Here is a 23,503-nt window from a genome sequence, read left to right on the forward strand (position 1 = left end):
GGGGCGGTGTGCAGGGATTCACTGGCGCTCTAGGCCGCGCCCATCCCGAGGAGCACCCATGACCCAGTCCGTGGCGGTCGGGAACCCGCTCGACTGGTCACTGACCGAGGGTGTCCTCCCGGTGCTGCTCGTGGTGGTGGGCGTGGCCGCGCTGGCCGCCCTGGTGATCTCGCGCGACCCGCACTGGTGGACCCGCTGGTTGCCGTGCGCGGTGGTGCTGACCGGCGTGAGCACCCTGCTGCTGCACTTCTGGATCGACGACTGGTGGCAGCCCTTCGCCGAGCCGCTGGCGCGCAAGGTGTGGTTCTGGATCGGCACCGGGGTGCTCGGCGTCTTCCTGGCGGGGTTCCGGGTGCCGGCGCTGCGCTGGCGCGGGCGGGGCGCCGCCGTGCTGGCCGCGGTGCTGGTCCTGCTGATGGCGGGCAACCAGGTCAACCGGCACTTCGACCAGTACCCGAGTCTGCGCGTGCTGTTCGCGCCCTGGCTGCAGAAGACCACCGCGCTGCCGGCCGGCACCGAGGCGAGAACCGTCACCGCGCCGCCCGGCAGGACGCTCTTCGAGGTCTGGCAGCCGCCGGCCAAGATGCCCGCCAAGGGCAGCGTCTCCACCGCGCCGATCCCGGGGCTGATCTCCGGCTTCCACCCGCGCTCGGCCTACGTCTACCTGCCGCCCGCCTACCAGACCGACCCGCGCCCGCTGCTGCCCGTCCTGATCCTGATGGCCGGGCAGCCGGGCAGCCCACTGGACTGGGTGACCTCGGGCAACATGCCGGACGCGATGGACGCCTTCGCCGCCGCCCACCACGGCCTGGCCCCGATCGTGGTGGTCGCCGACCCGATCGGGTCGGACTTCAGCAACACCCTCTGCATGAACTCGAAGATCGCCCAGGCGCAGACCTACCTGGCCGAGGACGTGCCGAACTGGGTCCACGCGCACCTGCAGACCGCCGTCGGGCGCGCCCACTGGTCGATCGGCGGGCTCTCGCTCGGCGGCACCTGCGCCCTGCAACTCGCCGTCAACGCACCGCAGGTGTACGGCTCGTTCCTGGACATCTCGGGCCAGAGCGAACCCACCCTGGGCAGCCACACCAAGACCGTGGACACCGCCTTCGGCGGCGACGAGGCGGCCTTCGACGCGGTGGACCCGGTGCAGGTGATGGCCCGGCAGCGGTTCCCGGACACCGCCGCCTCGTTCGTGGTCGGCGCCGGCGACGGCGAGTACGGGCCGCAGCAGAAGACGGTCTACCAGGCGGCGCTCCGGTGCGGCATGAAGGCGATCGCCGGGACCCTGCCCGGCGGGCACGACTGGACGGTGTTCCGGGTCGGGCTCGCCCAGAACATCCCGTGGCTGGCCCAGCAGACAGGAATCCTCCGATGACCACCCCGCCGGTTCGCGAAGACGCCGTCCCGCTCGCCCCCGCGCCCGAGCGCGGCTACCGCTGGCTGCGTCAACTGGAGCTACTGGTCGGTCCGTTGCGCAGCGCGCCGGTCACCCTGGGCCTGCTGGTGGCGCTCTGGGTGATCGGCGCCGCCACCGACTCGCTGCGGGCCCGCCCGCCGCACCACCTGCTGGTGAACGTCGGGGTCGGCATCCCGACCCTGCAGGCCGGGCACTGGTGGACGCCGGTCACCTCGCTCTTCTGGTGCACCGGGGTCGTCGCGTACGTGGTGGCCAGCCTGCTGCTGGTGCTGATCGGCCCACAGGCCGAACGGCGTCTCGGCACGCCGAGGGCGGCCGGCGTGCTGGTCGGCGGCCAGGTGGCCGGCACGCTGCTGGGCACCGCCGTGGTGCGGCTCGGCGTGGCGGCCGGGTCGGCCTGGACCGAGGACATCAAGGACCAGATCGCGGTCGGCCCCACCCCCGGCATCTTCGCGCTGGCCATGGTGCTGAGCTTCCGGCTCACCACGCTGTGGCAGCGCCGCACACAACTGCTGGCGCTGCTGGTGCCGTTGGTGATGGTGCTGTACGTCGGCTACCTGGCGAGCGTGCAGCGGCTGTGCGGCGCGCTGGTCGGTCTGCTGGTCGGGGCGGTGCTCTACGGGCGGCCCGGCGACCTGCGTCTGCGCCGTACCTCGCACAACGAGGCCCGGGTGCTGGTGGCCCTGTGCGTGGCCGCCTCGGCGATCGGACCGCTGGTGGCGAGCGTCTACAAGAACGCCAGTGGTCCCTTCAACAACCTGGCCGGCCTGTACTTCTCGCAGGCGCCCACCGGCGAGGACGTCCGGGTGGCGTGCGAGACCTCGGCCATGGAGTGCGCCCGCGCGCACTCCACCCAGCACTTCTTCAACTCGCCCGGCCTGCTGATGGGGATCCTGATCCCGCTGCTGCTCTTCGTGCTCGCCGAGGGCCTGCGCCGCGGCCTGCGGCTGGCCTGGTGGATCACCGTGCTGGCGCAGGTCGGGTGGATCTCGCTGGTCGGCTGGGCGGTCAAGGACGACTTCACGGGCAGCGACCGGGCCGATCCCACCTCCTACGTGCTGCAGATCTACGGCGAGGCGCTGCTGCTGCCGGTGCTGATCCTGATGCTGCTGATGCTCACCCAGGACCGCTTCGACCTGCGGCTGCCGCGCCGGGCGGTGATCCGGCTGGGCGCGGTGATCGGCGGCGCCTTCCTGCTGGCCTGCGCCGCGTACGTGGGGGTCGGCTGGCTGCTGCGCGACCAGTACGAACCGCGGGCCACCCTGGGCCGGTTGCTGAAGGGGCTGCCCTCGGAGTTCCTGCCGCCCGCCTACAACGACCTGCTGCCGAGCTACCCCGTCACCACCGGTGGAGCGACCCGGGTGCTGGAGGACTACTGCGGAGTGCTGTTCTGGGCGGTGGCGCTGGTGGGGTTGCTGGTGGCGTTTCGGCGGCCGTGGGTGCATGCGGATGCGGCGGCGGGGGCGCGGGCGCGGGCGTTGCTGGAGCGGCACGGGGGTTCGACGTTGTCGTTCCTGTCGACGTGGGACGGGAACCACTACTGGTTCGATGCGGAGGGTGAGGCGGCGGTGGCGTACCGGGTGTTCGCGACGGTGGCGTTGACGACGGGGGATCCGTTCGGGGAGCCGGGGGCGTGCGGGCGGGCGGTGGCGGGGTTCGCGGCGTTCTGTGATGCGCGGGGGTGGACGCCGTGCTTCTACAGCGTGACGCCGGGGGTGCGGGGGGAGGCGGAGGCGCTGGGGTGGCGGTCGGTGCAGGTGGCGGAGGACACGGTGGTGGCGCTGCCGGAGCTGGCGTTCACGGGCAAGAAGTGGCAGGACATCCGGACGTCGCTGAACAGGGCGGGGAAGGAGGGGATCACGGCGGAGTGGTGGAGCTGGGGGTCTGCGCCGCTGGTGATCCGGGATCAGATCCGGTCGATCTCGGAGGAGTGGGTGTCGGACAAGGGGTTGCCGGAGATGGGGTTCACGCTGGGGGGTCTGGAGGAGTTGGACGATCCGGCGGTGCGGGTGCTGGTGGCGGTGGACGGGGATCGGACGGTGCACGGGTTGACGTCGTGGATGCCGGTGTACCGGGACGGGGAGCCGGTGGGGTGGACGCTGGACTTCATGCGGCGGCGCTCGGAGGGGTTCCGGGGGGTGATGGAGTTCCTGATCGCCTCGGCCGCGCTGGGGTTCAAGGAGGAGGGGGCGCTGTTCCTGAGCCTGTCGGGCGCGCCGCTGGCCCGCGCGGACGACGGGGACCCGGCCAACGTGTTGCAGCGGTTGCTGGACTGGATGGGCCGGACGCTGGAGCCGGTGTACGGGTTCCGCTCGCTGCTGGCGTTCAAGGCGAAGTTCCAGCCGGAGTACCGGCCGCTGTACATGGTGTATCCGGATCCGGCGGCGCTGGCGAACATCACCCGGGCGATCGGCAAGGCCTACCTGCCGCACCTGACCCCGGGCCAGGGCGTGCGCCTGATGCGCAGGATGTCCACGTGAGTACGTCCGTCAACAGCCATAGCGGAACGCCCGGATGGGTAGGAGACCGGTCACTGACCGCCGAGTGCGAAGGGATCGCCCATGAGTGAGGATCGATCGACGGCGTCGAGTGCGCCGGCCGTGGATTTCCGCGCAGTCTCCAAGCACTTCGGACCGGTCAGGGCGGTGGACGAACTCAGCCTCCAGCTGCCGCAGGGCCGCACCATCGCGCTGCTCGGCCCCAACGGCGCCGGCAAGTCCACCTCGATCGATCTGCTGCTCGGGCTGCGCAAGCCGACCGGCGGCACGGTACGGGTACTCGGCGGCAGCCCGCGCGAGGCGGTGAACGCCGGGCGGATCGGGGTGATGCTGCAGTCCGGCGGCCTGATGCGGGAGGTGACCGTCCGGGAGTTCCTGACGCTGATCACCCAACTGCACCCCAAACCACTGGAGATCGGGGAACTGCTGGAGCGCGCCAACATCACCGACATCGCCGACCGCAAGGTCGACAAACTCTCCGGCGGCCAGACCCAGCGGGTGCGGTTCGCGGTGGCGATCGCCGGCGAGAACGACCTGCTGGTGCTGGACGAGCCGACCACCGGCATGGACGTGGAGAACCGGCAGATCTTCTGGCACGCGATGAACGCCGAGGCCCGCCGGGGCAAGACCATCCTGTTCGCCACCCACTACCTGGAGGAGGCCGACCAGGCCGCCGACCTGGTGGTCGTGATCAACAAGGGCCGGCTGCTCGCGGAGGGCACCGCCGCCGAGATCAAGGCGATGGCGGGATTCCGCCGGGTGGCGTTCCGGCTGCCCGGCATCCGCGAGGAGCAGCTGCTGGCGATGCCCGGGGTGCGCTCGGTGGACCTCTCCGGCGGGCTGGCGCGGATCCAGACCTCGGACTCCGACGCCACCCTGTACGCGGTGCTCGACGCCGGGCACCGCCCCACCGAGATCGAGGTGACGGCGCTCGGCCTGGAACAGGCCTTCATCGCCATCACCGAACAGGACAACAGCGGCCGGGACGGCGAGGAGGGCGAGTCATGAACGGTGTGTGGGCGCTGACCCGACTGGAGATCCTGCGGGTGTTCCGCAACCGCCGGGTGCTCTTCTTCTCGGTGCTCTACCCGACCCTGCTGTTCGTGGTGATCGGCGGCAGCGCGAAGGGCGAGATCGGCGGGATCCCGGTCCGCAACTACTACATGGTCGCGATGGCCCTGTTCGGCGCGCTCGGCGCGGCCCTGATGAACAACGCGCAGAAGATCGCCCAGGAGCGCACGGACGGCTGGATCAAGCAGCTGAAACTGACCACGCTGCCGGGCAACGGCTACGTGGTGGCGAAGATCGCCTCGGCCGCGATGGTCACCCTGCCGGCGATCGTGGTGGTCTTCGTGGTGGGCGGACTGATGGGTGTGCACCTCCACGCGGCGGTCTGGCTGGAGGCGACGGTGATCATCTGGATCACCTCGTTCGCCTTCACCGCGCTGGGGATCGCGATCGGCTACGCGCTGCCGCAGGACAGCGTGCAACTGGTCGCGATGATCACGTACTTCGTGATGGCGATCCTCGGCGGACTCTGGTTCACCCTCGGCAGCGGGGCACTGGCCGACGTCGGCAAGGCGCTGCCCAGCTACGCGGCCCGGGACTACGTGATGAACCGGGTCACCGGGCTGAACGGCAACGCCACCGACCTGGTGGTGATCGCACTGTGGGTGGTGGCGACCATCGTCTTCGCGGGGTACGTCTACCAGCGCGACGCGAAGATCGACGAATAGTCCGGCCCCGCGCGGCCTGTTGCTGGGCCTGGGTGCTGTTGATAATAGCCATGACAAAAAGTAGGCGGGTCAACTAGGGGGAGCACTCATGGACTTGACGGGTACGCAGATCAGTCGGCGCACCTTCGCCCGCTCGGCGCTGGTGCTGGGCGCGGCGGGCCTCGGGCTCGCTCGCGCGGTGGCGCCGGCCCGGGCGGCCGAACTGCCCGCCGGGACCGACTGGATGGGCGCCCTGCCCGACGCCGGCTACCTGTCCAGACTGACCGTCCCCGGGACGCACGACACCTGCTCGCGCTACGGCGGCCCGATCACGCAGACCCAGACCCTCGCCGTCCCGGACCAACTCGCCGCCGGCGTCCGCTTCCTGGACATCCGCTGCCGCGCGATCAACGGCGTCTTCGCGATCCACCACGGCCCGTTCTTCCAGCAGATCTTCTTCGGCGACGTGCTCAACCTCTGCCAGGCCTTCCTGGCCCAGCATCCGGGGGAGTGCGTGGTGATGCGGGTCAAGCAGGAGTACTCGACCGTCTCCGACGCGGACTTCGCGGCGATCTTCGCGGGCTACCAGGCCAAGTGGTCCGGTCTGCTCTGGGCCGAGAACCGGATCCCGCAGCTCGGCGAGGTGCGCGGCCGGGTCGTGGTGCTGGCGGACAGCTCCGGCCTGCCGGGCATCCCGTGGGGCGGCGCCGGGATGGACATCGAGGACGACTACCAGATCGGGACGATCTTCGAGATCGCCTCGCGCAAGTGGCCCGAGGTCTCCGCCCACCTGGACGCGGCCCGGGCCTCGGCGGACCCGCAGAAGCTGTACGTCACCTTCACCACCTCCTCGGGCTGGGGCCTGTGGCCGCAGCAGGCCGCCGAGGCGATGGCCCCCCGGCTGACCGGCTACCTCGGCGGCCTCAACGCCGCCGCCCGTCCGGTGCTCGGGACGGTGCCGATGGACTTCGTCACCCCGGGGGCGGTGCAGCCGCTGTACGCCCTCAACTTCGGCCTCTGAGCTGTCGGCCTACTCCTGGTGCAGCCGCTCCAGCTCGCGCCGGTCGCGCTTGGTGGGGCGGCCGGTACCGCGGTCGCGACGGCCCACCGCCACGGCGTCCTCGGGCGCCGGCGGCGGGCTGTTGTCGACGTAGCACTCGGCTGCGACGGGCGGCCCGACCCGCTTGCGCACGGTGTCCCTGACGACGACGATCCGCTCCCGCCCGTCCTGACGCACCCGCACCTCGTCCCCGACCCGGATCGACTGCGCCGGCTTGACCCGCTCCCCATTGACCCGCACATGCCCGGATCGGCAGGCCGCGGCAGCCAGCGCCCGGGTCTTGGTGAGCCGGACGGACCAGATCCAGCTGTCGACCCGTACCGTCCCGGTTCCCTCGTTCGTCGCCATAACCCGACTCTAGCCTCGCGCACTCATCAAGCGGGCCCTGCTAGGAGCCGGCGGGGACGGGAACTGGGTGTGCGGTCTGCATGGCGTGCAGGCGGCGGAGGCAGGTGGCGCGTTGGAGGAGGGACAGGCCGGCGACGGCTGTGCCGAGCAGGAGCCAGCCGGCGGGGCCTGCGGCCATCACCACGCCGGTGAGCAGGGGTGGTCCGGCGGACTTCTGTATCGACTGCGACATTCCGGCCACGCCCAGGTAGGCCGCTCGGGACTGCGGGGGAGCGAGGGAGAACGCCAGCTCCCAGGAGCTGACCGAGCGCATCAGTTCGGTGAGGGTGACCAGCAGGGCCGCGCCGAGCATGGCGAGGGTGGCGGCGCGGGCGCCGTGACCGGCGGAGGCTGCGACGGCGGCGCAGCACAGGGCCGTCCCGATCCCGTACAGCAGGACCGCGTGGGCGGCCCGGCGTGGGCCCTCGGCCCGGGCGGAGACGCGGAGTTGGAGGAGGACGACGAGCACGGTGTTGAGGATCAGGAAGGCCGGGACGAGCGCGTGCGGCGCGGTGGTGCGGGTCACCAGCCAGAGCGGGAGGCCGACGTTGAGCACCGAGTCGTCCAGGCACATCGGGACGTCCAGCAGGACGAAGAGCAGGTAGCCGCGGTCGCGCCACGGGCTCGTCGCCTGCGGTGTCGGCGCGTGCAGGCTCGGCGTTGCAGGCGCGTCGGCGGGGTGTGGGGCGGTGCGGCGGACCAGGGCGGCGACGAGCAGGAAGGAGAGCGCGTCGCCCAGGATCAGGACCCGGTAGGCGTCACGGGTGCCGACGGCCAGGCCGAGGGCGGCGATGCCGGAGCCGAGCGCCATGCCGGCGTTCATCGTGGTGCGTGACAGTGCCTGGTAGGTGGAGCGGTGTTCGCCCGCCACCTGGGTGGCGAACAGCGTCTCCAGCGTTTTGGCCGCCCGGTCGCCCAGCGAGATGACGGCGACCACGGGGAGCAGCGCGTCGAAGCCGCTGCTCACCAGCAGCAGGGAGAGCGCCGCCAGGCGCAGCAGGTGGCAGCCGATCAGCAGCGGGCGCACCGGGAAGCGGCCGGCCAGGCGGCCTGCCAGGGGCGAGCCCGCGATGCCCGCCAGCCCGGCCACGCCCAGCAGCAGGCCGATCTGGCGGCTGTCCAGGTGGACCACGAAGGTGAAGTAGAGGACGGCGGAGGCGGCCCACAGCCCTGAACCGGTCCGGTCCAGGAACAGGGCTGTGAGCATGATCCGCGCGTCCCGGCCGCCCGGGGGACGGCGCAGCTGCGCGATCAGGCCGTGTCTGTTCCGCATCGCGGCCCCCGGAGATGTCTTGACGTCAGAAGATCAAGGGAAGCCTGTCCGGGAGAAGTCTTGATGTCAAGATATTTAATGGCTACGGCACCGTGAGGACGACCTTCCCGGTGACCCGGCCGGTGTCGCCGAGGTCGTGGCCCTTGGCGAACTCGGCGAGCGGGAAGACAGCCTCCACCACGGCCCGCAGCCGGCCCGCGGTGACCAGGTCGGCGATGGCGCGCATGCCCGCCTGGTCGGCCTCGACGAGGAGCTGGTAGGCCCGCACCCCGCGGGCGGCGGCCTGTTCGGCGAGGGCCTCGGGCGTTGCCATGACGGCGATGGTGATCAACTGGCCGCCGGGCTTCAGGGTTTCGAGTGAGCGCATAGCCGTGTCGCCGCCGACGGTGTCCAGCACCAGGTCGACCGGGTCGATCGCGGTGAAGTCCTCGGTCCGGTAGTCGATCAGCTCGTCGGCGCCCAGCTCGCGCAGGAGCGCGTGCTTGGGCGCGCTCGCCGTGCCGATCACGTACGCGCCGCGCTCCTTGGCGATCTGCACGGCGAGGTGGCCGACACCGCCCGCGGCGGCGTGGATCAGCACCCGCTGGCCGGGCTGGATGTCCGCCGCGTCCACCAGGGCCTGCCAGGCGGTCAGCGCGGCCAGCGGGAGCGCGCCGGCCTGCACGTGGTCGATGCCCGCGGGCTTGCGGGCCAGTGCGCGTGCCGGGGCCACCACGTACTCGGCGAACGCGCCGACGCCGTGCGGGTAGGGCAGCATGCCGAACACCTCGTCGCCGACCCGGTGGATCGTGACGCCGAGGCCGACGGCCTCCACCACGCCCGAGACGTCCCAGCCGAGGACCAGCGGCAGCTTGCCGACCAGGCCGCCGGCTCGCTTGTGCTTCCAGTCGGTCGGGTTCATGCCCGCCGCGCGGACGCGGACGAGCACCTCGGAGGGACCGGGGGAGGGGCGGTCGATCTCGATCTCCTGGAGAACTTCGGTGCCGCCGTAGGTGTGCTGGCTAATCGCCTTCATCGTGGTCATGGGTTCAGAATGGATCAGCGCTGAGCTGGGAGAATAGTGGCCCGAAGGCCATGATGTGCAAGGATCGGGCCATGCATCGTGTCGTGGTCCTGGCCCTGGACGGGGTCATTCCGTTCGAGTTGAGCCTGCCTTCGCGGTTCCTCGGAGCCGCCCTCGATCCCGAGGGCCGACCGCTCTACGAGGTGGTCACCTGCTCGCTGGACGGGCGCCCGGTCCGCACCTGTGCCGACTACTCGATCGCCGTCGAGCACGACGCGTCGGTGCTGGCCGGGGCGGACACCGTGGTGATCCCCGCCTCTGAGGAGTTCGTCGAGATCACCGACCGCTCCGCGCTGCCGCGCCGGACGGTCGAGGCGCTGGCGCTGATCGGGCCCGGGACCCGGATCGTCGGCATCTGCATCGCCACCTACCTGCTGGCGGCGGCGGGACTGCTGGACGGCAGGCCCGCCGCCACCCACTGGCACCACGCCGACCGGTTCCAACGGCTGTATCCCGAGGTCGCGTTGGCGCCCGACGTGCTGTTCGTGGACGCCGGCCGGGTACTGACCTCGGCCGGTGCGGCGGCGGGCATCGACCTGATGCTGCACGTGATCCGGGAGGACCACGGCAGCGCCGTCGCCACCTTCGTGGCCCGCTGCCTGGTGGTCCCGCCGCAGCGCGAGGGCGGCCAGGCGCAGTACGTGCAGCGGCCGGTGCCCGTGAGTACGGAGGCCGGGACGTCCCGGACGCGCGCCTGGGCGCTGGACCGGCTGCACGAGCCGCTCGGACTGGAGGAGCTGGCGGGGCACGCGGGCATGAGCCGGCGCACCTTCACCCGGCGCTTCCGGGCCGAGACCGGGCTCAGCCCCGGGCAGTGGCTCATCCAGCAACGCGTCGACCTGGCCCGGCAGTTGCTGGAGAGCAGCGACCTCCCGGTGGGCCGGATCGCGCAGCGGGTGGGCTTCGGCACGGACGCCACGCTGCGCCAGCACCTGCACGCCGCGATCAGCACCTCACCGGGGGCCTACCGGCGCACGTTCCGGGGAACACCTGCCGTCAGCCGGTGACGGCGATGCCGTCGGGGACGTTGCCGACGGTGATCGCCGGGCCGGCGGCCGCGGTGGCCGGGTCGACCGGCCTGATCTCGTTGACGTTGGAGTCCACCGCCCACAGCAGGCCGCCGTCCGGGGCGAAGGCCAGCGCGTAGGCGCCGGAGCCGGTGGGGATCAGCGGGCCCGCGGTGTCGGTCGCGGTGTCGATCGGGGTGACGCCGCCCGCGCCGCTCGCCGCGACGTACGCGGTGCGGCCGTCCGGTGCGACGGCGACGTACTCGGGACCGGAGCCGACCGGGACGGTGGCGAGCACCTGGTAGCTGCCGGTGTCGATCACCGAGACCGTGCCCGCGCCGTTGTCGGTGACGTAGGCGCGGCTGCCGTCCGGGGCGAAGGCCACGCCGAAGGGCGCGGCGCCGACCGCGACGGTGTGGGTCACCGTCCTGCTGGCGAGGTCGACCACGCTGACCGTGCCGTCGCCCTGGTCGGCCACCCAGAGCTCGCCGCCGCCGGGGCGCACCCGCAGCCGTTCGGGCTGGGTGCCGACCTTCACCGGGGGACCGGCGGTCAGCGTCGCGGTGTCGATCGGCTGGACCGTGCCGTCGCCGAAGTCACTGACCCAGACGGTCCTTCCGTCCGGGGTCGGTGCGACGTCGGCCGCGACCGTGCCGACCTTGACGTCGGCGGTGACGGCGTTGTCGGTGAGGTCGACCACGCTGACGTCGTTGCTGTTGTTGTTCGCCACGAACAGGTGCCCGGCGGCGGTGGCCAGGCCGTCGGGGCCGCTGCCGACCGGGATCGGCGGACCGGCGTTGCGGGTGCGGGTGTCGACCGGGGTGACCGTGTTGTCGCTGTAGTTGGAGACGTAGGCGGTCGGGATGCTCTGCCCGGGCTGGGCGACGGTGACCAGCAGGTGGGTGCGCGCCAGCACCGCGCCGTCGGCGGCCTGCCCGGTCAGCGCGACCTGGTAGTAGCCAGTGGCCGTGCCGGCGGCGGCGGTGAGCGTGACGGAGGTGGTCGCGTCCGCGCCGGGTGGCGCGGTGACGGTGGCGCCGGACGGGCCCGCGGTCAGGCCGGCCGGCGCGGCGGCCTGCCAGCTGACGGTCGCGGGCGTGCTGCCGGCCGTGTTGTCGACCGTGACGGCCACCGCGGCGCTGCCGCCGGGGGCGATCCTGACCTGGGCGGGGGCGGCGGTCAGCGCGGCGCGGGTGGTCGGCGGGAAGGCGGGCCGACCGGTGCCGTACGACGGTGGCGCGTCGCCGGGGGCGGTGCCCCAGTGGGTGTCCGGGCTGGCGCCGAGGGTGAAGTCGAGGCGGCGGGTGCGGTTCAGGTCCACCCAGGTGTGCGTCGAGGGGTGCCCGTCCACGGCCAGCTGCTGGACGTAACTGGCGCTGCTGGAGGCGCCGTTGGCGTTGATCGTCAGGTCGTGGCCGTCGGGGCCGTGCAGGACGGCGTGCGGGAAGAGCGGGCTGCCGAGCACCAGCGTCGCGGTGCCCGGGGTCTGCGGGTAGACGCCCAGCGCCGCCCACACGTACCAGGAGCTCATCGCGCCGAGGTCGTCGTTGCCGGGCTCGCCGCCGGGGGTGAGGTTGTAGAGCGAGTCCATGACGGCGCGCACGGTGGACTGGGTCTTCCAGGGCTGCCCGATGCTGTCGTACACCCACGGGGTGTCGAACGCGGGCTCGTTGCCCTGCCAGTGGTAGGGCTGGTCGGGCCCCGCGTTGAGCTGGGTGAAGTACTGGTCGAGGCGGGCGGCCGCGGCCTGGTCGCCGCCCATGCCGTCGACCAGGCCGCGCAGGTCCTGCGGCACCATCCAGGTGTACTGGGCGGCGTTGCCCTCCTGGAAGCCGCTCTGGCCGAAGCCGGCACCGGTCTGCACGGGCGGACCCGGCGGGAACGCTCCGTCGGCGTCGCGCGGCCGGATGTAGCCGGTGGCGGTGTCGAAGAGGTTCGCCCAGTTCTGCGAGCGCTGCAGGAACCGGTCGGCGGTGGCCGGTTGGCCCAGGGCGGTGGCGAGTTGGCCGATCGAGAAGTCGGCGAGGGCGTACTCCAGGGTTTCCGAGGCGCCGTTGGGGACCGGGCTGATCGAGTCGGAGCCGACGTTGGGCACGTAGCCCCGGCTCAAGTAGTCGGCGCCGTGCGGCCGTTCCACGTACCAGCCCTGGCCGGGCTGCCCGGCGCTGCTCTCCGCGCCGTGCACCATGGCCTGCAGGGCGCGGCCGGCGTCGAAGCCGCGGGCGCCGAAGGCGTAGGCGTCCGCCAGGATCGGGTCCGCCGGGTCGCCGTTCATCACGCCCGTGTAGCCGTTCGCCACCGGCCACTTGGGGAGCCAGCCGCCCTGGTCGGCGTCGTTCAGCAGCGAGGTCGCCATGTCGGCGGTCTGCGCGGGGGCGATCCTGGCCAGCAGCGGCACCTGCGAGCGGTAGATGTCCCAGCCGGAGAAGTTGCTGTACTGGGCGTGGCCCGGGGAGGCGGTGTGGATCGCGCCGTCGAAGCCCGGGTAGCGCCCGTCGGCGTCGCTGAACAGGTTGGGGTGCAGCAGGGAGTGGTAGAGCGCGGTGTAGAAGGTCGCCTGCTGGGTCCGGGTGCCGCCGGCGATCGCGATGGCCCGCAGCTGCCGGTTCCACAGCGCCTTCGCCTGCCCGGCCACCTTGGCCACATTCCAACTCCCGTCATCACTGCGGAGGTTGGCTTCGGCGCCGGATACGCTGACGTACGAGACGGCGACCCGCATGCCGACCACCGGGTTGCTGCGGGTGTCGAAGGTGAGCCAGCCGCCCGCCACCACACCGCTGGCGGTGGTGTGTTGAGTGTTCTGAGTGTTCGTCAACTGCTGGGTGGCGGGCCGCTGGACGCCGCTGACCGCCACGCTGCCGCTGCCCGGGTCGACCCGGACGGCGGACGAGGACGGGCCACCCCAGGTGCCGGAGGCGGTGAACGGTCGGTCGAAGACCGCGGCGAAGTGCACGGTGTAGGTGTCAGGTTGGCCGCAGAAGTGGCCGCTGGTGACGGAACCGGTGATCTCGTGGTCGCCGACCGTCCGCAGGTCGGCGGCCGAGCCGCCGTTCTCGCTGGAGGCGGCCTTCACCAGCAGCTGCGCCTGCGCGGTGGCGGGGAAGGTGAAGCGGCCGACGCCGGTGCGCGCGGTGGCGGCCAGCTCGGTCCGTACGCCCCCGGCGGTGGTGGCGTACGAGCCCGGCTGGGCGCTCTCCGACGTATGCGTGAAAGGCGCGGCGGCCGAGCTCGGGTCGGCCGGCAGGGCGCCGGTCAGCGGGAGGAAGGGGAAGTCCCCGGCGATGGCGCAGCCGGGTCCGGAGAGGTGGGTGAGGCTGAAGCCGGTGATCGAGGAGTCCGCCGTGTCGTAGCCGCCGCCGGGCGGCCGGGACGGGGTGTCGGGACTCCACTGCAGCATGCCGAACGGCACGTCGGCGCCCGGGAAGGTGTCCACCTGGCCGACCACGGCGCCGCCGCTGCCGGTGCCGACGAACGGGTCGACCAGCGAGGCCGGGTCGGCGACCGCGTTGGCGGTGTCGGCGGTGGCCGCCGCTGGGGAGAGCGTGACGGCGGCCAGCACGGCGCCGGCCAGCAGGAGCGTGCGCAGGGGGCGGAGCACTCGGTGACCTCTTCCGGAGCCTGGGGGACAGTTGGGTCAGGCGGTGCAGTCGGCCTTGTAGAGGAAGCGGGCGGTGGCCGGGTCCTTCAGGTTGTCCCGGGTGATGCTCGCCAGATCGGTCTGCACGGTGGCGGTGACCGGCTTCCTGCCGATCGCGTTACCCAGCTGGTCGACCGCCTGCTGCCCGATCCCGTACGGGTCCTGGGAGATCAGCGCGTCCACCGAGCCGCTCTGCAGGGCCTGGACCTGCTCGGGACCGGCGTCGAAGGAGACCACCTTGACCTTGCCCTGCTTGCCGGCGTTCTTCAGGCCGGTGCCGACGCCCTCCCCGGTCTGCGAGTTGGCGGTGAAGATGCCGCTCACGCCGGGATGCGCGGACAGTTCGTCGCCGACGGCGGAGGCCGCGCCCTGCGCGGTGTCGCCGACCTGGCGGACGTCGTCGATGGTCAGGCCCGGGTACTTGGCGGCCAGTTGCTGCTTGAAGCCCTGGATCCGGGCGTTGGTGGTGGTCGTCGTGAGGTCGGGGGTGAGCACCACGATCTCGCCCGTGCTGCCCAGCAGTTGGGCCATCGTGTCGGCGGCCTGCTGCCCGCCCTGCACGTTGTTGGACGAGATGTGCGTGACGCCGAGCGAGGCGTCGGTGAGCGAGGTGTCCACGATGGCCACCTTTGCTCCCGCGCTCTGCAGCGTCTTCACCGGCGCGGCAAGCGAGTTGGGGTCCACCGGCGAGATCAGCACGCCGCTCGGGCGGTTCGCGGCCACGCTGTTCACCGCGTTCACCTGCTCGGGCACGCTCCAGTCGGCCGACCCGGTGGCGCTGAACGCGTAGCCGAGCTTCTTGGCCTCGGCGCTCGCCCCGCACTTCATGGTGATGTAGAACGGGTCACCGGTCTTGCCGGCGATGAACGCGATGCTCGTGCTGCCGGTGCCGCCACCGCTGCTGCTGGAGCAGCCGGTGACCGCCGCGAGGGCGAGCACGGCGGCCGCGCCGAGCAGCCGGTAGTTCCTGGGGTACACCATCAGAACCTCCTCGTAGGACCTAGTTGAGTTGGCGTCGGCGGCGGCGCAGCTGGTCGAAGTAGACGGCCGCCACCAGGACGGCGCCCACCGCGACGGTCTGCCAGAACGACTGCACCTGCAGGATGGTGAAGCCGCTCTGCAGCACTGCCGGGATGAAGACGCCGATCACCGTGCCGATCACCGAGCCGGTGCCGCCGAACAGGCTGGTGCCGCCGAGCACGACGGCGGCGATCGCGTTCAGGTTGTCCTGGGTCCCGCTGGTCAGCGTGGTGCTGCTGAAGTGCGCCAGGTTGAGCACCCCGGCGAGGCCCGCCAGCAGGCCGGAGAGCGCGTACACCTTGATCAGGTGCCGGTCGACCCGGATGCCGACCCGGCCCGCGGCCTCCGCGTTGGAGCCGATCGCCCGGGTGTAGCGGCCGAACCGGGTCAGTCCGAGCCCGGCCGCCGCGACCGCCACCACCAGCACGGCGATCACGATCAGCCAGGGCACGCCCAGCACGCTGCCGCTGCCGACGGAGTTGGTCAGCGTGTCCGGCACGTTGCCGACGTCCACGCCGTGGGTGAGGATCTGGCCGATGCCCAGCGCCATGCCGAGCGTCCCGAGCGTGACGATCAGCGGCGGGACCTTGGCCTTGGCGACCAGGAAGCCGTTGAGCGAGCCCCAGGCCAGCCCGGCGGCCAGGCCCGCGGCCGTGCCCGCCGCGATCACGCCCCAGCCCGCCTGCGGGCCGCTGTCCAGTGCGTTCATGGTGCGGGCGGCGATCACGCCGGAGAAGATCAGCACCGAGCCGACCGAGAGGTCGATCCCGGCGGTGACGATCACGAAGGTCTGGCCGACCGCGAGCAGCACCAGGATGGACGACTCGGTCGCGATGCTGCGGAACTCGAAGACGGTGGCGAAGGCGTTGGGGCGCAGCGCCGAGAAGACCGCCACCAGGGCCGCCAGCACCAGGAAGGTCCAGACGGTGTTCTGGCCGCGCAGGCGCTGCGCCGCCTCGCGCAGGTCGGTCATCGCGGGTCTCCCTCGTCCTGAGCGTCGTCCTGAGCGTCGAGTTGGGCGTCGAGTTGGGTGTCCAGCGCACCGGTCATCGCGGCGACCAGCTCCTCCAGCGAGGTCTCGGCCGCCGCGAAGCGCGCCACCCGCCGTCCCAGCCGCAGGACTTCGACCCGGTCGGCCACCGACAGCACCTCGGGCATGTTGTGGCTGATCAGCACCACCGAGACGCCGCGGTCCCGGACCCTCCTGATCAGGTCGAGCACCCGGCCGCGCTGGAGCACGCCGAGCGCGGCGGTCGGCTCGTCCATGAAGACGATCCGCGAGGCCCAGGCCACCGAGCGGGCGATCGCCACGCTCTGCCGCTGGCCGCCGGAGAGGGTGGCCACCGGGGCGCCGATGTCCCGTAGCTCGATGCCGAGTTCGCCGAACGCCTCGACGGCGCGGGCTCGCATCGCGCGCTTGTCCAGGACCCCGAGCAGGCCGAGCAGCCCGCCGTGCAGCTGCTCGCGGCCGAGAAAGAGGTTGGCCGCGGCGTCCAGGTCCGCGGCGAGCGCGAGATCCTGGTAGACGGTCTCGATGCCGAGCGCCTGGGCGTCGCGCGGGCCGCCGAACGACGTCGGCTTCCCGTCCAGCAGGATCTCCCCGCCGTCCGGGGCGATCGCCCCGACCAGCGTCTTGACCAGGGTCGACTTGCCCGCGCCGTTGTCGCCGACCAGGGCCACCACTTCGCCCGGGTGGACGGCGAAGTCGGCGCCGCTCAGGGCGTGCACCTGGCCGTAGGTCTTGACGAGTCGCCGGGCCTCCAAGAGGGGGTGGGACACCGTTCCTCCTCGCTGGACTCACTGGACAACGTTGTCGCGCTTGGCATGTACTCACGGGAGCAGGGTGGCTGTCAAGGCTTTCGACCGTCACGCCCGGGGCGCGTGGGGTGCACAAGTAGGCGTGTGGAATGCAGAATTGACGCCTGATCGGATGCTCTGTGGTTAAACTCCCGGCAACGTTGTCAGAGAGGCGGCACCAATGGCGACCGTTCGGCCGACCATGAAGGACGTCGCGGCGGCGGCCGACGTGGGGCTCAAGACGGTGTCGAGAGTGGTCAACGGCGAGCCCGGGGTGCGCGAGGACACCGCGGAGCGGGTCCGCCGGGCCGTCGCGCAGCTCGGCTTCCGGCGCAACGACAGCGCCCGGCTGCTGCGCCAGGGGCGCCACACCAGCAGCGTCGGGCTCGTCCTGGACGACGTGTCGGACCCGTTCTCCTCGATGCTGCACCGCGCGGTGGAAGAAGTGGCTCGCGCCCACGGCTCGTTGCTCTTCACCGGCTCCTCCGCCGCAGACCCCGAACGCGAACGCGAGCTGGCGCTGGCCTTCTGCGCGCGCCGGGTCGACGGCCTGATCGTGGTCCCCACCGCCGCCGAACACGGCTACCTGGCACAGGAGATGGCGGCCGGCACCGCCGTGGTCGCGGTGGACCGCCCGCTGCCGGGCCTGGAGGCGGACGCGGTGCTCAGCGACAACCGCGGCGGCAGCCGCACCGGCGTCGACCACCTGCTGCGCCAGGGCCACCGCCGGATCGGCTACCTCGGCGACCTGCCGGGCATCTTCACCGCAGCCGAACGCCTCGACGGCTACCGGCAGGCGATGGCGGAGGCCGGCTGCGAGGTGCGGGAGCACTGGGTCTCGATGGGCGGCCCCGACCCGATCGGCATCCGGCTCGCCCTGGACCGGATGCTCGCCGGCCGCTGGCCGGTCACCGCCCTGATGTGCGGCAACAACCGGACCAGCGTCGCCGTCCTGCGCGAGTGGGGAACCCGTCCGCACCGCCCGGCCCTGGTCGGCTTCGACGACTTCGAACTCGCCGACCTGCTCGCCACCCCGGTCACCGTCGTCGCCCAGGACCCGATCCGGCTCGGCCGCACGGCGGCACAGCTCCTCTTCCGCCGGCTGTCCGGCGAGCAGGGCCGACCCCAGCTGATCGAACTCCCCACCCGCCTGATCCCGCGCGGCAGCGGCGAGTTGGGACCCTAGGGCTGCTGGGCTGCGGTGGCCAGCAGCTCCAGCACCTCGGCGAGCCGCCCGCGCACCGCCGGGTCCGTGATCACCCCGTCCACGCCAACTGCCCCGCGGTCCACCGGGATCCGCACGCAGGCCGCCTCGAGAACGGCCGCACCCGTATAGCCGAGCACCGCGCGCAGCGTGGCCTCGGCGCCCTGACCGCGACCGGGGGCCGCCGCGTTCACCCAGGCCACCGGCTTGTCGGAGATCTCGGTGCCGCCGACCGTCCAGTCCAGCAGGTTCTTGAACGAACCCGGCAGCGTGCCCGCGTACTCCGGAGCGCAGATCAGCAACGCGCTCGCCTCGCCGATCGCGGCCCGCAACTCGGCCACCGGGGCCGGGAGGGGATCGGTGTCGTCGTCCGGGTTGAAGTGCGGCAGCGCAGCGAGCCCGTTGTACATCGCGGTACGGGTCGGGGCGAGTGCCTCGGCGGTCCGCAGCACCGCCTCGTTGGAGGAGCCGGTCCGCAGGCTTCCGGAGATCAGCAGGATCCGAGGAGTCGTCAACATCACCCCAACCTACCCGGACGCGGTGCGGGTACGACAGAACGGACAGCCGCCTGCCGACCGGTGCCAGGGAAATCCAGGGCGCTCAGGGGCTCGGGGTCGCCGCCGGCTGGTCGCTCGACCAGAACGGGTCGTCGTACTTCGGGATCATGTCCGGGTCTCCATTGGACATGGTCGGCTGCGGGCTGGGGATGCCGAACGCGTCGTGGCTGTCGAGATCCGGGATCGGACCGACTACGACCTGGAAGGCGATGTTGTCCGCGGCTCCGATGGTGATGCCGACGCTTGAACCGCCCGGGATGTCGGCGAACATCGCCGGCTGGTGGGGGTTGATCGACTCGATGCTGTATCCCTTGGCTTTCCAGCTGCGTTCCAACAGGCCCAGCAGCGCCCCGAACTTGGCCTTGGACACCTTGGTCATGATGTACCGGTTCTGCGCGGCGGTTGCGTAGCCGCCGTCCTGCTCGCTCGACTCGGGCCAGGCGTCCCAGTACTTCAGCGGCGGCTTGATGTCGGACATCGAGTCGTCGAGCAGTGTGAGGAGCTTCTGGCGCGCCTGGTCGGGTGTCATCAGGGCCTTCTGGGACTGGGGGGATCCATGGGGGTTCCCGGCGGTGGGGGAGCAGGAGCTGGCGCTCAGGGCCAGCGCCATGGCAGCGGCCACCACGCCGAGAGAGCGCGCGAGTTGGTTCATCTGAGTCATCGGCCAGCCACTCGATTCACATTGTCGTATTTGCCCGCCACGATCTGACCGATGTTAGTGATCGAGTCCTGATTGGCGGCGTCGGTCGGTGACAACGTGCTGCCAGGGCTTTGCGGAGCGTCCATGTACTGCGAGTGGGAGTCGACGGACAGGGGCGCGCCGTCCGCCACGTCGAACCGCTGGGCGCCGAACTGCGCACTGGCGGGATCCGTCCCGTACCACAACTGGTTGGGATCCGCCTGGTTGTAGATCCAGTCCGTGGTGGTTCCGAGGGCGGTGCCGAGGACTGGCCCGCCGGCGACCAGGGCGGTGCCGTCGATGCCGGCCTCGGCCTTCGAAGGCAGGTGGGTCACCGGGTCGTTTCTCGCTGCGCCAACCCAGACATGGCCAGGATCGACATTGAGCTGGGACGCCTTGTCCGCCCCGGTACCGGGACTGCCGACCAGGATGACGTCGTCGGCCCCGGTGCCGCCCGGCCGCTGCGCCGCCAGGCCCACCGTGGTGGAGCCGTAGCTGTGGCCCAGCGCGGTGAGGTGCGCCGGTGCCCCCTGGTGGGTGGCACGTAGCCCGCTGAGGAACTGGTCATAGGATGCCGCGCCCTTCTCCGCCCGGTCAGGGAGCATCACCTCTGCCGTGCTGGGGTCACCGCTGTCCAGGCCGGGCGGCGGGTCGTAGCCGAGCCAGACGATGGAAGCGGTCGTGGCGGTCGGGTCGGCCTTCTTCGCGGCGAGCCAGACGTTGTGTGCGCGGTCGCCGTCCTTGCCACCCACATTGGAGAGCGTGGTGCCGAGCCCGGGGACGTAGGCACTGACGTTCTGCGCGGTGTCCGGGTTGCCGTAGGAGAGGATGCCGCGTCCCTGGCCCTGGTCGCTGATCCCGAGCAGCAGGGCTGGTGGGTGCTGGCCCACATTGTCGCTCAGCGTCTTCTGGATCCTGTTGAAGCCGTCGAGCTTGGTCTTGTCGTCGGCCGAAAGGCTTGGCTTCTGTTCGTACTGGTTGATCAGGTTGGTGAGGTTGATCCGGTTGGCCTGGTCCCGGACCAGCGACGGTATTCCGTCCCGGTTACCGATCAGGTCCGGGTGGGTCTCGATCAGGCGCTGCTGCTCGGCCGGTGTGAGTTGGTTCCACCAGGAGAGGACCTGCGTGGATGTGGCGTCCTTCGACGGGAAGCCGGCCGCGAGCAGGTCCGTCCCCGCCTGGGTGACTGCGCCCAGGTCCTTCTGAGCCTGTGCGATGTCGAGGCCGGAACCGGTACGGGCTCGTTGCGTCAGGTCGTCGAGCAGCTTGGCGATCCGCGCATCCGCGGTAGTCGCCTCATTGACGGCGTCGCTGATCCGGTTGGCTATGGCCTTGCCCTGCTGTGGCGTGTCGTAGTTCGGGTCCTTCCGCTCGGCTGCCGCCGGTGGCGGCCAGGAGACCGTCCCGTCATCGGCCACAGTGAAGTGTCCGTCCTGCGCATCCTGCAGGGCCTCCTGGAGCTTGCCCTGGGCCAGCCGGAAGCTGTCGGCTGCCTCGCGCAGCAAGGTACCCATCGCCGACATCTCGATGTGTGCTGCATCAAGTCGGGTACTGGTGGTGTGCAGCGAGGCGTTGGCGGCACCGGCGGCCGTGCCGATCCACCGGCCGTCGAAGAGGTGCTTGACCACCTGAGTGTCCATCTGGTCGACGTGGCCCTGGAAATCGCCGGCGAGCTTGTCGTAGGCGGCGGCAACGGTGTCCAGGGGGCCGAAGTCGGCCTCACGCAGCTCGGCGAGACTGACCATCAGTTGCCTGCCAAGGCGTAGCGGCCGGCGCTGAGACCAGGGAACGCGTTCGCCGCGCTGGTGTCCGCGTTGCGGTAGGTGGCAGCCGTCTTGCCCAGCTTGTCGCCAACGCCGTCGACCTCGGAACCCAGGGCGCGCAGGCAGTCCTCCCAGGCAGCGGTGCAGCTGCTGAGCGAGCCGGATGTCTGCCAGCCGAGCAAACCTGCTACGGCATCGTCGGATGGCTGCTGGACGGTCTTCAACTCGTTGGGCATCGCTGCGCCGGTGTCGTGGGCGACCTTCGCCGCGGCGTCCAGGTCAGCCGGATCAACTGCGAAGGATGGTGGGCCAGCTGTGCCTACACCGCCTCCGCCAACACTTGCGTTCCCCATGTCTCCCCCTCGGCAATACACGACTCGGCTGTAACTCAGAGCATTGAGAAGTCAGCCTATCGTAAGGATGAAAATGGGATGAATATGGTAATCACCTGGGGTGCCGAGGCTATGCCGTGCGGGATCGCCAACTATCAGTTGGAGCGTCCGCCGGTAGGGGTGGGACGCGCCCCGGACGCGGTGCTGACGGCGGGTCTGGAGGCGTAACCGGTAGCTGGCCTCCGCAGTTGCGCTGGAACGGCGTTCGCCCGTATGGCGCAGCGGTTCCACGGTTCGAGCTTGGCATCAGGCGACCGTTCGTTCTACACCGGGACCGCCTCGATTGCGGTTTCGCTGCGGGAGGCGTGGGTGGGGGCGGGGTGGATTGAGCGGATGGCGAAGCCGGCGGCCGTGAGGAGGGTGCGGTACTGGGCGAGGGTGCGGTCGTGGCCGTCGACCATGACGAGCATCAGGAGGTCGATCAGTTTGGCCTGGGCGGCGAAGCGGGTGGGGCGGGTGGTGGGGGGCTCGTCCTGGTCCTCCAGGTACTCGAAGACGAGCAGGCGGCCGTCGGGCGGGATGGCCTCGCGGACGCGGCGCAGGATGGTGGCGGCGCTGGGGTCGTCCCAGTTGTGCAGGACGCGCGAGAGGATGTAGAGGTCGGCGCCGGGTGGGACGGTCTTCTCGTCGAAGAAGCTGCCGGGGACGAAGTCGACGCGGTCGGCGAGGCCGGCTTCGGTGAGGCGGGTGCGGGCCAGGTCGATCGACTCCGGTAGGTCCACCAGGACGCCGCGCGCTGCGCGGTGGCGGGCGAGGACCTTCGCGAGCAGCCCGCCCTCGCCGCCGCCGATGTCGACGACAGTGCCGAGACCGCGCAGGTCGCAGGCGGCGAGCGCGGCCGGGACGGCGGCGGCGCCCATCGCGGCGTGGAAGGTGGCGGCGGCCTGCGGGTGTTCGCCGAGGTAGTCGTAGAACGGGACGTCGTGCAGCCGCTCGAAGGCGGGCCGGCCGGTGCGCAGGGTGTGCAGGATCTCGCCGAAGGCTCCGTGCACCTCCTCGCCGAACATCAGCGCGGTGGGCCGGCTGGAGCGGCGGTAGTCCGAGCAGAGCAGGCGGGTGGTGGGGGTGAGGGCGAAGGTGCGCGGCGGGCTCTCGCGCAGCAGGTCGCTCGCGCTCAGGGCGCGCAGGGTGCGGTGCAGGGCGCGCGGGTCGGCGCCGCAGGCGGCGGCGAGGTCGTCCACGGTGCGCGGGGCCTCGGCGAGCAGGTCGGGGATGCCGAGTTTGGCGATCGCGTAGCAGGCCTGGGCGATCCAGCCGCCGGTCAACACCGAGAACAGGGCAGCGCGTTCAGCGATTCCGGGCTGCTGGTCAGCCGCGGGTGCGGGCTGCGTCACGACTGCTCGCCGCGCAGCCGGGCGCCGAGGCCGCGGATGGTCTCGGCGGCGGCGATGGCGTGCGAGCGCCGGGTACCGTGCCGGCCGTCCGCGCTGTAGAGATCGGCCTCCTTGGACGCCGGGTGGCCGATCAGGCTCACCTGTACGGTGCCCAGCTGCGCGGCCATCCGCTGGGTGCGGTCGGCCAGGTCGTGCAGCCGGGTGCGCAGCGCGGGGCGGAACTCCTCGGGCACGGCGGGGGAGTTCGAGCCGTCGAACATGCTCACGGTGATCACCGTGGCCCCGCCGGCTTGCAGGCCCTCGACGATGGCCCGCAGATCCGCCTCGACGGCGTCGGCGTCGTAGGAGCGGGCGAGCAGGTTGTAGCCGCCGCAGGCGACCAGGGCGAGGTCGGGGCCGAACGCGCGGGCCTCGTCGAGCTGTTCGGTCCGAACCTGCTCCGAGCGGGTGTTGCGGTAGCCGAAGTTGTGGAACGCGAAGCCCGGTCGCAGCGCGGCGAGTTCGGCGGCGATCCGGTCGGCCCAGGGCTCGTCCGGGTAGCCGGGGCTGGGCTCGCCGAGGCCCTCGGCGATGCTGTCGCCGAGCACCGCGAAGCGCTGCCAGGGGTGCCCGGCGAGCAGGGCCGCCGCCTCTCCGTCGCGCAGGCAGTACGGATCGGCGGTTTCGCCGGGTGTCAGGGCTCTGGGCATGGGCATGG

General features: G+C 71.6%; 21 protein-coding genes. 8 read left to right on the plus strand and 13 right to left on the minus strand.

Annotation, left to right across the window (positions count from 1 at the left end; genetic code table 11):
• Positions 1–58 precede the first annotated feature (58 nt).
• The 5 genes from P3T37_RS03740 (at position 59) to P3T37_RS03760 (ending at position 6,654) form a co-directional block, all read left to right on the plus strand.
• Positions 59–1,378, plus strand: a complete 1,320-nt coding sequence (locus P3T37_RS03740; protein WP_280721939.1) for an alpha/beta hydrolase-fold protein — start codon at positions 59–61, stop codon at positions 1,376–1,378.
• Entirely contained in the window at positions 1,375–3,900 is a 2,526-nt protein-coding gene (locus tag P3T37_RS03745; RefSeq protein ID WP_280721940.1) for a rhomboid family intramembrane serine protease, read from the plus strand. The genes P3T37_RS03740 and P3T37_RS03745 overlap by 4 nt, the downstream gene beginning before the upstream one ends.
• Before the next feature lie 81 nt (positions 3,901–3,981).
• Positions 3,982–4,926 carry an ABC transporter ATP-binding protein gene (locus P3T37_RS03750; protein ID WP_280721941.1) on the plus strand — a complete coding sequence of 315 codons (945 nt, stop codon included), beginning with the start codon at positions 3,982–3,984 and terminating at the stop codon, positions 4,924–4,926.
• The gene (locus P3T37_RS03755; RefSeq protein WP_280721942.1) at positions 4,923–5,654 is read left to right on the plus strand and encodes an ABC transporter permease; all 732 of its coding nucleotides are present in this window, start codon (positions 4,923–4,925) and stop codon (positions 5,652–5,654) included. Before P3T37_RS03750 ends, P3T37_RS03755 begins: the two co-directional genes overlap by 4 nt.
• Before the next feature lie 88 nt (positions 5,655–5,742).
• Positions 5,743–6,654 carry a phosphatidylinositol-specific phospholipase C gene (locus P3T37_RS03760; RefSeq protein WP_280721943.1) on the plus strand — a complete coding sequence of 304 codons (912 nt, stop codon included), beginning with the start codon at positions 5,743–5,745 and terminating at the stop codon, positions 6,652–6,654.
• Positions 6,655–6,663: 9 nt separating this feature from the next.
• On the opposite strand, the gene P3T37_RS03765 is transcribed toward P3T37_RS03760, so the two are convergent.
• The 3 genes from P3T37_RS03765 to P3T37_RS03775 form a co-directional block, all read right to left on the minus strand.
• Positions 6,664–7,041 (minus strand): RNA-binding S4 domain-containing protein, encoded by a 378-nt coding sequence (locus tag P3T37_RS03765; RefSeq protein WP_280721944.1) that lies wholly within the window; start codon positions 7,039–7,041, stop codon positions 6,664–6,666.
• A gap of 40 nt (positions 7,042–7,081) precedes the next feature.
• Positions 7,082–8,353: an MFS transporter gene (locus P3T37_RS03770; protein ID WP_280721945.1), complete on the minus strand. Its 1,272-nt coding sequence runs from the start codon at positions 8,351–8,353 to the stop codon at positions 7,082–7,084.
• 82 nt (positions 8,354–8,435) lie between these two features.
• A complete protein-coding gene (locus P3T37_RS03775) occupies positions 8,436–9,368 on the minus strand; it encodes an NADP-dependent oxidoreductase (protein ID WP_280722114.1) in 933 nt (310 codons plus the stop codon).
• An 80-nt stretch (positions 9,369–9,448) separates the two neighbouring features.
• On the opposite strand from P3T37_RS03775, the gene P3T37_RS03780 reads away from it, so the two are divergent.
• The gene (locus P3T37_RS03780) at positions 9,449–10,423 is read left to right on the plus strand and encodes a helix-turn-helix domain-containing protein (RefSeq protein ID WP_280721946.1); all 975 of its coding nucleotides are present in this window, start codon (positions 9,449–9,451) and stop codon (positions 10,421–10,423) included.
• Here the strand turns inward: P3T37_RS03780 and P3T37_RS03785 are convergent.
• Genes P3T37_RS03785 through P3T37_RS03800 form a run of 4 tightly spaced genes read right to left on the minus strand, consistent with a single transcriptional unit; the run spans position 10,413 to position 16,859 of the window.
• Positions 10,413–14,021: a GH92 family glycosyl hydrolase gene (locus P3T37_RS03785; RefSeq protein WP_280721947.1), complete on the minus strand. Its 3,609-nt coding sequence runs from the start codon at positions 14,019–14,021 to the stop codon at positions 10,413–10,415. The genes P3T37_RS03780 and P3T37_RS03785 overlap by 11 nt on opposite strands.
• Positions 14,022–14,057: 36 nt before the next feature.
• Positions 14,058–15,041 carry an ABC transporter substrate-binding protein gene (locus P3T37_RS03790; RefSeq protein ID WP_280721948.1) on the minus strand — a complete coding sequence of 328 codons (984 nt, stop codon included), beginning with the start codon at positions 15,039–15,041 and terminating at the stop codon, positions 14,058–14,060.
• Between the two features lie 19 nt (positions 15,042–15,060).
• On the minus strand, positions 15,061–16,053 hold the full coding sequence (locus P3T37_RS03795; RefSeq protein WP_280721949.1) for an ABC transporter permease: 993 nt from the start codon (positions 16,051–16,053) through the stop codon (positions 15,061–15,063).
• On the minus strand, positions 16,050–16,859 hold the full coding sequence (locus P3T37_RS03800; protein ID WP_280721950.1) for an ATP-binding cassette domain-containing protein: 810 nt from the start codon (positions 16,857–16,859) through the stop codon (positions 16,050–16,052). The genes P3T37_RS03795 and P3T37_RS03800 overlap by 4 nt, the downstream gene beginning before the upstream one ends.
• A 199-nt stretch (positions 16,860–17,058) precedes the next feature.
• Between P3T37_RS03800 and P3T37_RS03805 the strand changes: the two genes are divergently transcribed.
• Positions 17,059–18,063 carry a LacI family DNA-binding transcriptional regulator gene (locus P3T37_RS03805; protein WP_280721951.1) on the plus strand — a complete coding sequence of 335 codons (1,005 nt, stop codon included), beginning with the start codon at positions 17,059–17,061 and terminating at the stop codon, positions 18,061–18,063.
• Here the strand turns inward: P3T37_RS03805 and P3T37_RS03810 are convergent.
• The 4 genes from P3T37_RS03810 to P3T37_RS03825 all read right to left on the minus strand — a co-directional run bounded on the left by P3T37_RS03810 (position 18,060) and on the right by P3T37_RS03825 (position 21,433).
• Positions 18,060–18,599 carry an NAD(P)H-dependent oxidoreductase gene (locus P3T37_RS03810; RefSeq protein WP_280721952.1) on the minus strand — a complete coding sequence of 180 codons (540 nt, stop codon included), beginning with the start codon at positions 18,597–18,599 and terminating at the stop codon, positions 18,060–18,062. The two genes, P3T37_RS03805 and P3T37_RS03810, sit on opposite strands and share 4 nt — an antisense overlap.
• Before the next feature lie 82 nt (positions 18,600–18,681).
• Complete coding sequence (locus P3T37_RS03815) at positions 18,682–19,290, minus strand: hypothetical protein (protein ID WP_280721953.1); 609 nt, start codon at positions 19,288–19,290, stop codon at positions 18,682–18,684.
• A 5-nt stretch (positions 19,291–19,295) separates the two neighbouring features.
• Positions 19,296–21,062 (minus strand): alpha/beta hydrolase, encoded by a 1,767-nt coding sequence (locus P3T37_RS03820; RefSeq protein WP_280721954.1) that lies wholly within the window; start codon positions 21,060–21,062, stop codon positions 19,296–19,298.
• Entirely contained in the window at positions 21,062–21,433 is a 372-nt protein-coding gene (locus tag P3T37_RS03825; RefSeq protein ID WP_280721955.1) for a type VII secretion target, read from the minus strand. Before P3T37_RS03825 ends, P3T37_RS03820 begins: the two co-directional genes overlap by 1 nt.
• Before the next feature lie 78 nt (positions 21,434–21,511).
• Between P3T37_RS03825 and P3T37_RS03830 the strand changes: the two genes are divergently transcribed.
• On the plus strand, positions 21,512–21,640 hold the full coding sequence (locus P3T37_RS03830; protein WP_280721956.1) for a hypothetical protein: 129 nt from the start codon (positions 21,512–21,514) through the stop codon (positions 21,638–21,640).
• A gap of 95 nt (positions 21,641–21,735) precedes the next feature.
• Here P3T37_RS03830 and P3T37_RS03835 read toward each other — a convergent pair whose 3' ends face one another.
• Positions 21,736–22,806 carry a methyltransferase gene (locus P3T37_RS03835; protein WP_280721957.1) on the minus strand — a complete coding sequence of 357 codons (1,071 nt, stop codon included), beginning with the start codon at positions 22,804–22,806 and terminating at the stop codon, positions 21,736–21,738.
• On the minus strand, positions 22,803–23,495 hold the full coding sequence (locus P3T37_RS03840) for an SGNH/GDSL hydrolase family protein (protein WP_280721958.1): 693 nt from the start codon (positions 23,493–23,495) through the stop codon (positions 22,803–22,805). Before P3T37_RS03840 ends, P3T37_RS03835 begins: the two co-directional genes overlap by 4 nt.
• Positions 23,496–23,503: the final 8 nt, after the last annotated feature.

Origin of the sequence: Kitasatospora sp. MAA4 (genome assembly GCF_029893355.1) — a bacterium.
Taxonomy (GTDB): Bacteria; Actinomycetota; Actinomycetes; order Streptomycetales; family Streptomycetaceae; genus Kitasatospora.

Excerpts from the sequence above, each read along its gene's own strand:
- P3T37_RS03805 (WP_280721951.1), top strand. The coding sequence starts at position 17,059 with ATGGCGACCGTTCGGCCGACCATGAAGGACGTCGCGGCGGCGGCCGAC.
- P3T37_RS03765 (WP_280721944.1), bottom strand. The coding sequence starts at position 7,041 with ATGGCGACGAACGAGGGAACCGGGACGGTACGGGTCGACAGCTGGATC.
- P3T37_RS03745 (WP_280721940.1), top strand. The coding sequence starts at position 1,375 with ATGACCACCCCGCCGGTTCGCGAAGACGCCGTCCCGCTCGCCCCCGCG.
- P3T37_RS03740 (WP_280721939.1), top strand. The coding sequence starts at position 59 with ATGACCCAGTCCGTGGCGGTCGGGAACCCGCTCGACTGGTCACTGACC.
- P3T37_RS03750 (WP_280721941.1), top strand. The coding sequence starts at position 3,982 with ATGAGTGAGGATCGATCGACGGCGTCGAGTGCGCCGGCCGTGGATTTC.
- P3T37_RS03790 (WP_280721948.1), bottom strand. The coding sequence starts at position 15,041 with ATGGTGTACCCCAGGAACTACCGGCTGCTCGGCGCGGCCGCCGTGCTC.
- P3T37_RS03820 (WP_280721954.1), bottom strand. The coding sequence starts at position 21,062 with ATGGTCAGTCTCGCCGAGCTGCGTGAGGCCGACTTCGGCCCCCTGGAC.
- P3T37_RS03770 (WP_280721945.1), bottom strand. The coding sequence starts at position 8,353 with ATGCGGAACAGACACGGCCTGATCGCGCAGCTGCGCCGTCCCCCGGGC.
- P3T37_RS03795 (WP_280721949.1), bottom strand. The coding sequence starts at position 16,053 with ATGACCGACCTGCGCGAGGCGGCGCAGCGCCTGCGCGGCCAGAACACC.
- P3T37_RS03780 (WP_280721946.1), top strand. The coding sequence starts at position 9,449 with ATGCATCGTGTCGTGGTCCTGGCCCTGGACGGGGTCATTCCGTTCGAG.
- P3T37_RS03755 (WP_280721942.1), top strand. The coding sequence starts at position 4,923 with ATGAACGGTGTGTGGGCGCTGACCCGACTGGAGATCCTGCGGGTGTTC.
- P3T37_RS03810 (WP_280721952.1), bottom strand. The coding sequence starts at position 18,599 with ATGTTGACGACTCCTCGGATCCTGCTGATCTCCGGAAGCCTGCGGACC.
- P3T37_RS03830 (WP_280721956.1), top strand. The coding sequence starts at position 21,512 with ATGAATATGGTAATCACCTGGGGTGCCGAGGCTATGCCGTGCGGGATC.
- P3T37_RS03825 (WP_280721955.1), bottom strand. The coding sequence starts at position 21,433 with ATGGGGAACGCAAGTGTTGGCGGAGGCGGTGTAGGCACAGCTGGCCCA.
- P3T37_RS03840 (WP_280721958.1), bottom strand. The coding sequence starts at position 23,495 with ATGCCCAGAGCCCTGACACCCGGCGAAACCGCCGATCCGTACTGCCTG.
- P3T37_RS03775 (WP_280722114.1), bottom strand. The coding sequence starts at position 9,368 with ATGAAGGCGATTAGCCAGCACACCTACGGCGGCACCGAAGTTCTCCAG.
- P3T37_RS03815 (WP_280721953.1), bottom strand. The coding sequence starts at position 19,290 with ATGAACCAACTCGCGCGCTCTCTCGGCGTGGTGGCCGCTGCCATGGCG.
- P3T37_RS03760 (WP_280721943.1), top strand. The coding sequence starts at position 5,743 with ATGGACTTGACGGGTACGCAGATCAGTCGGCGCACCTTCGCCCGCTCG.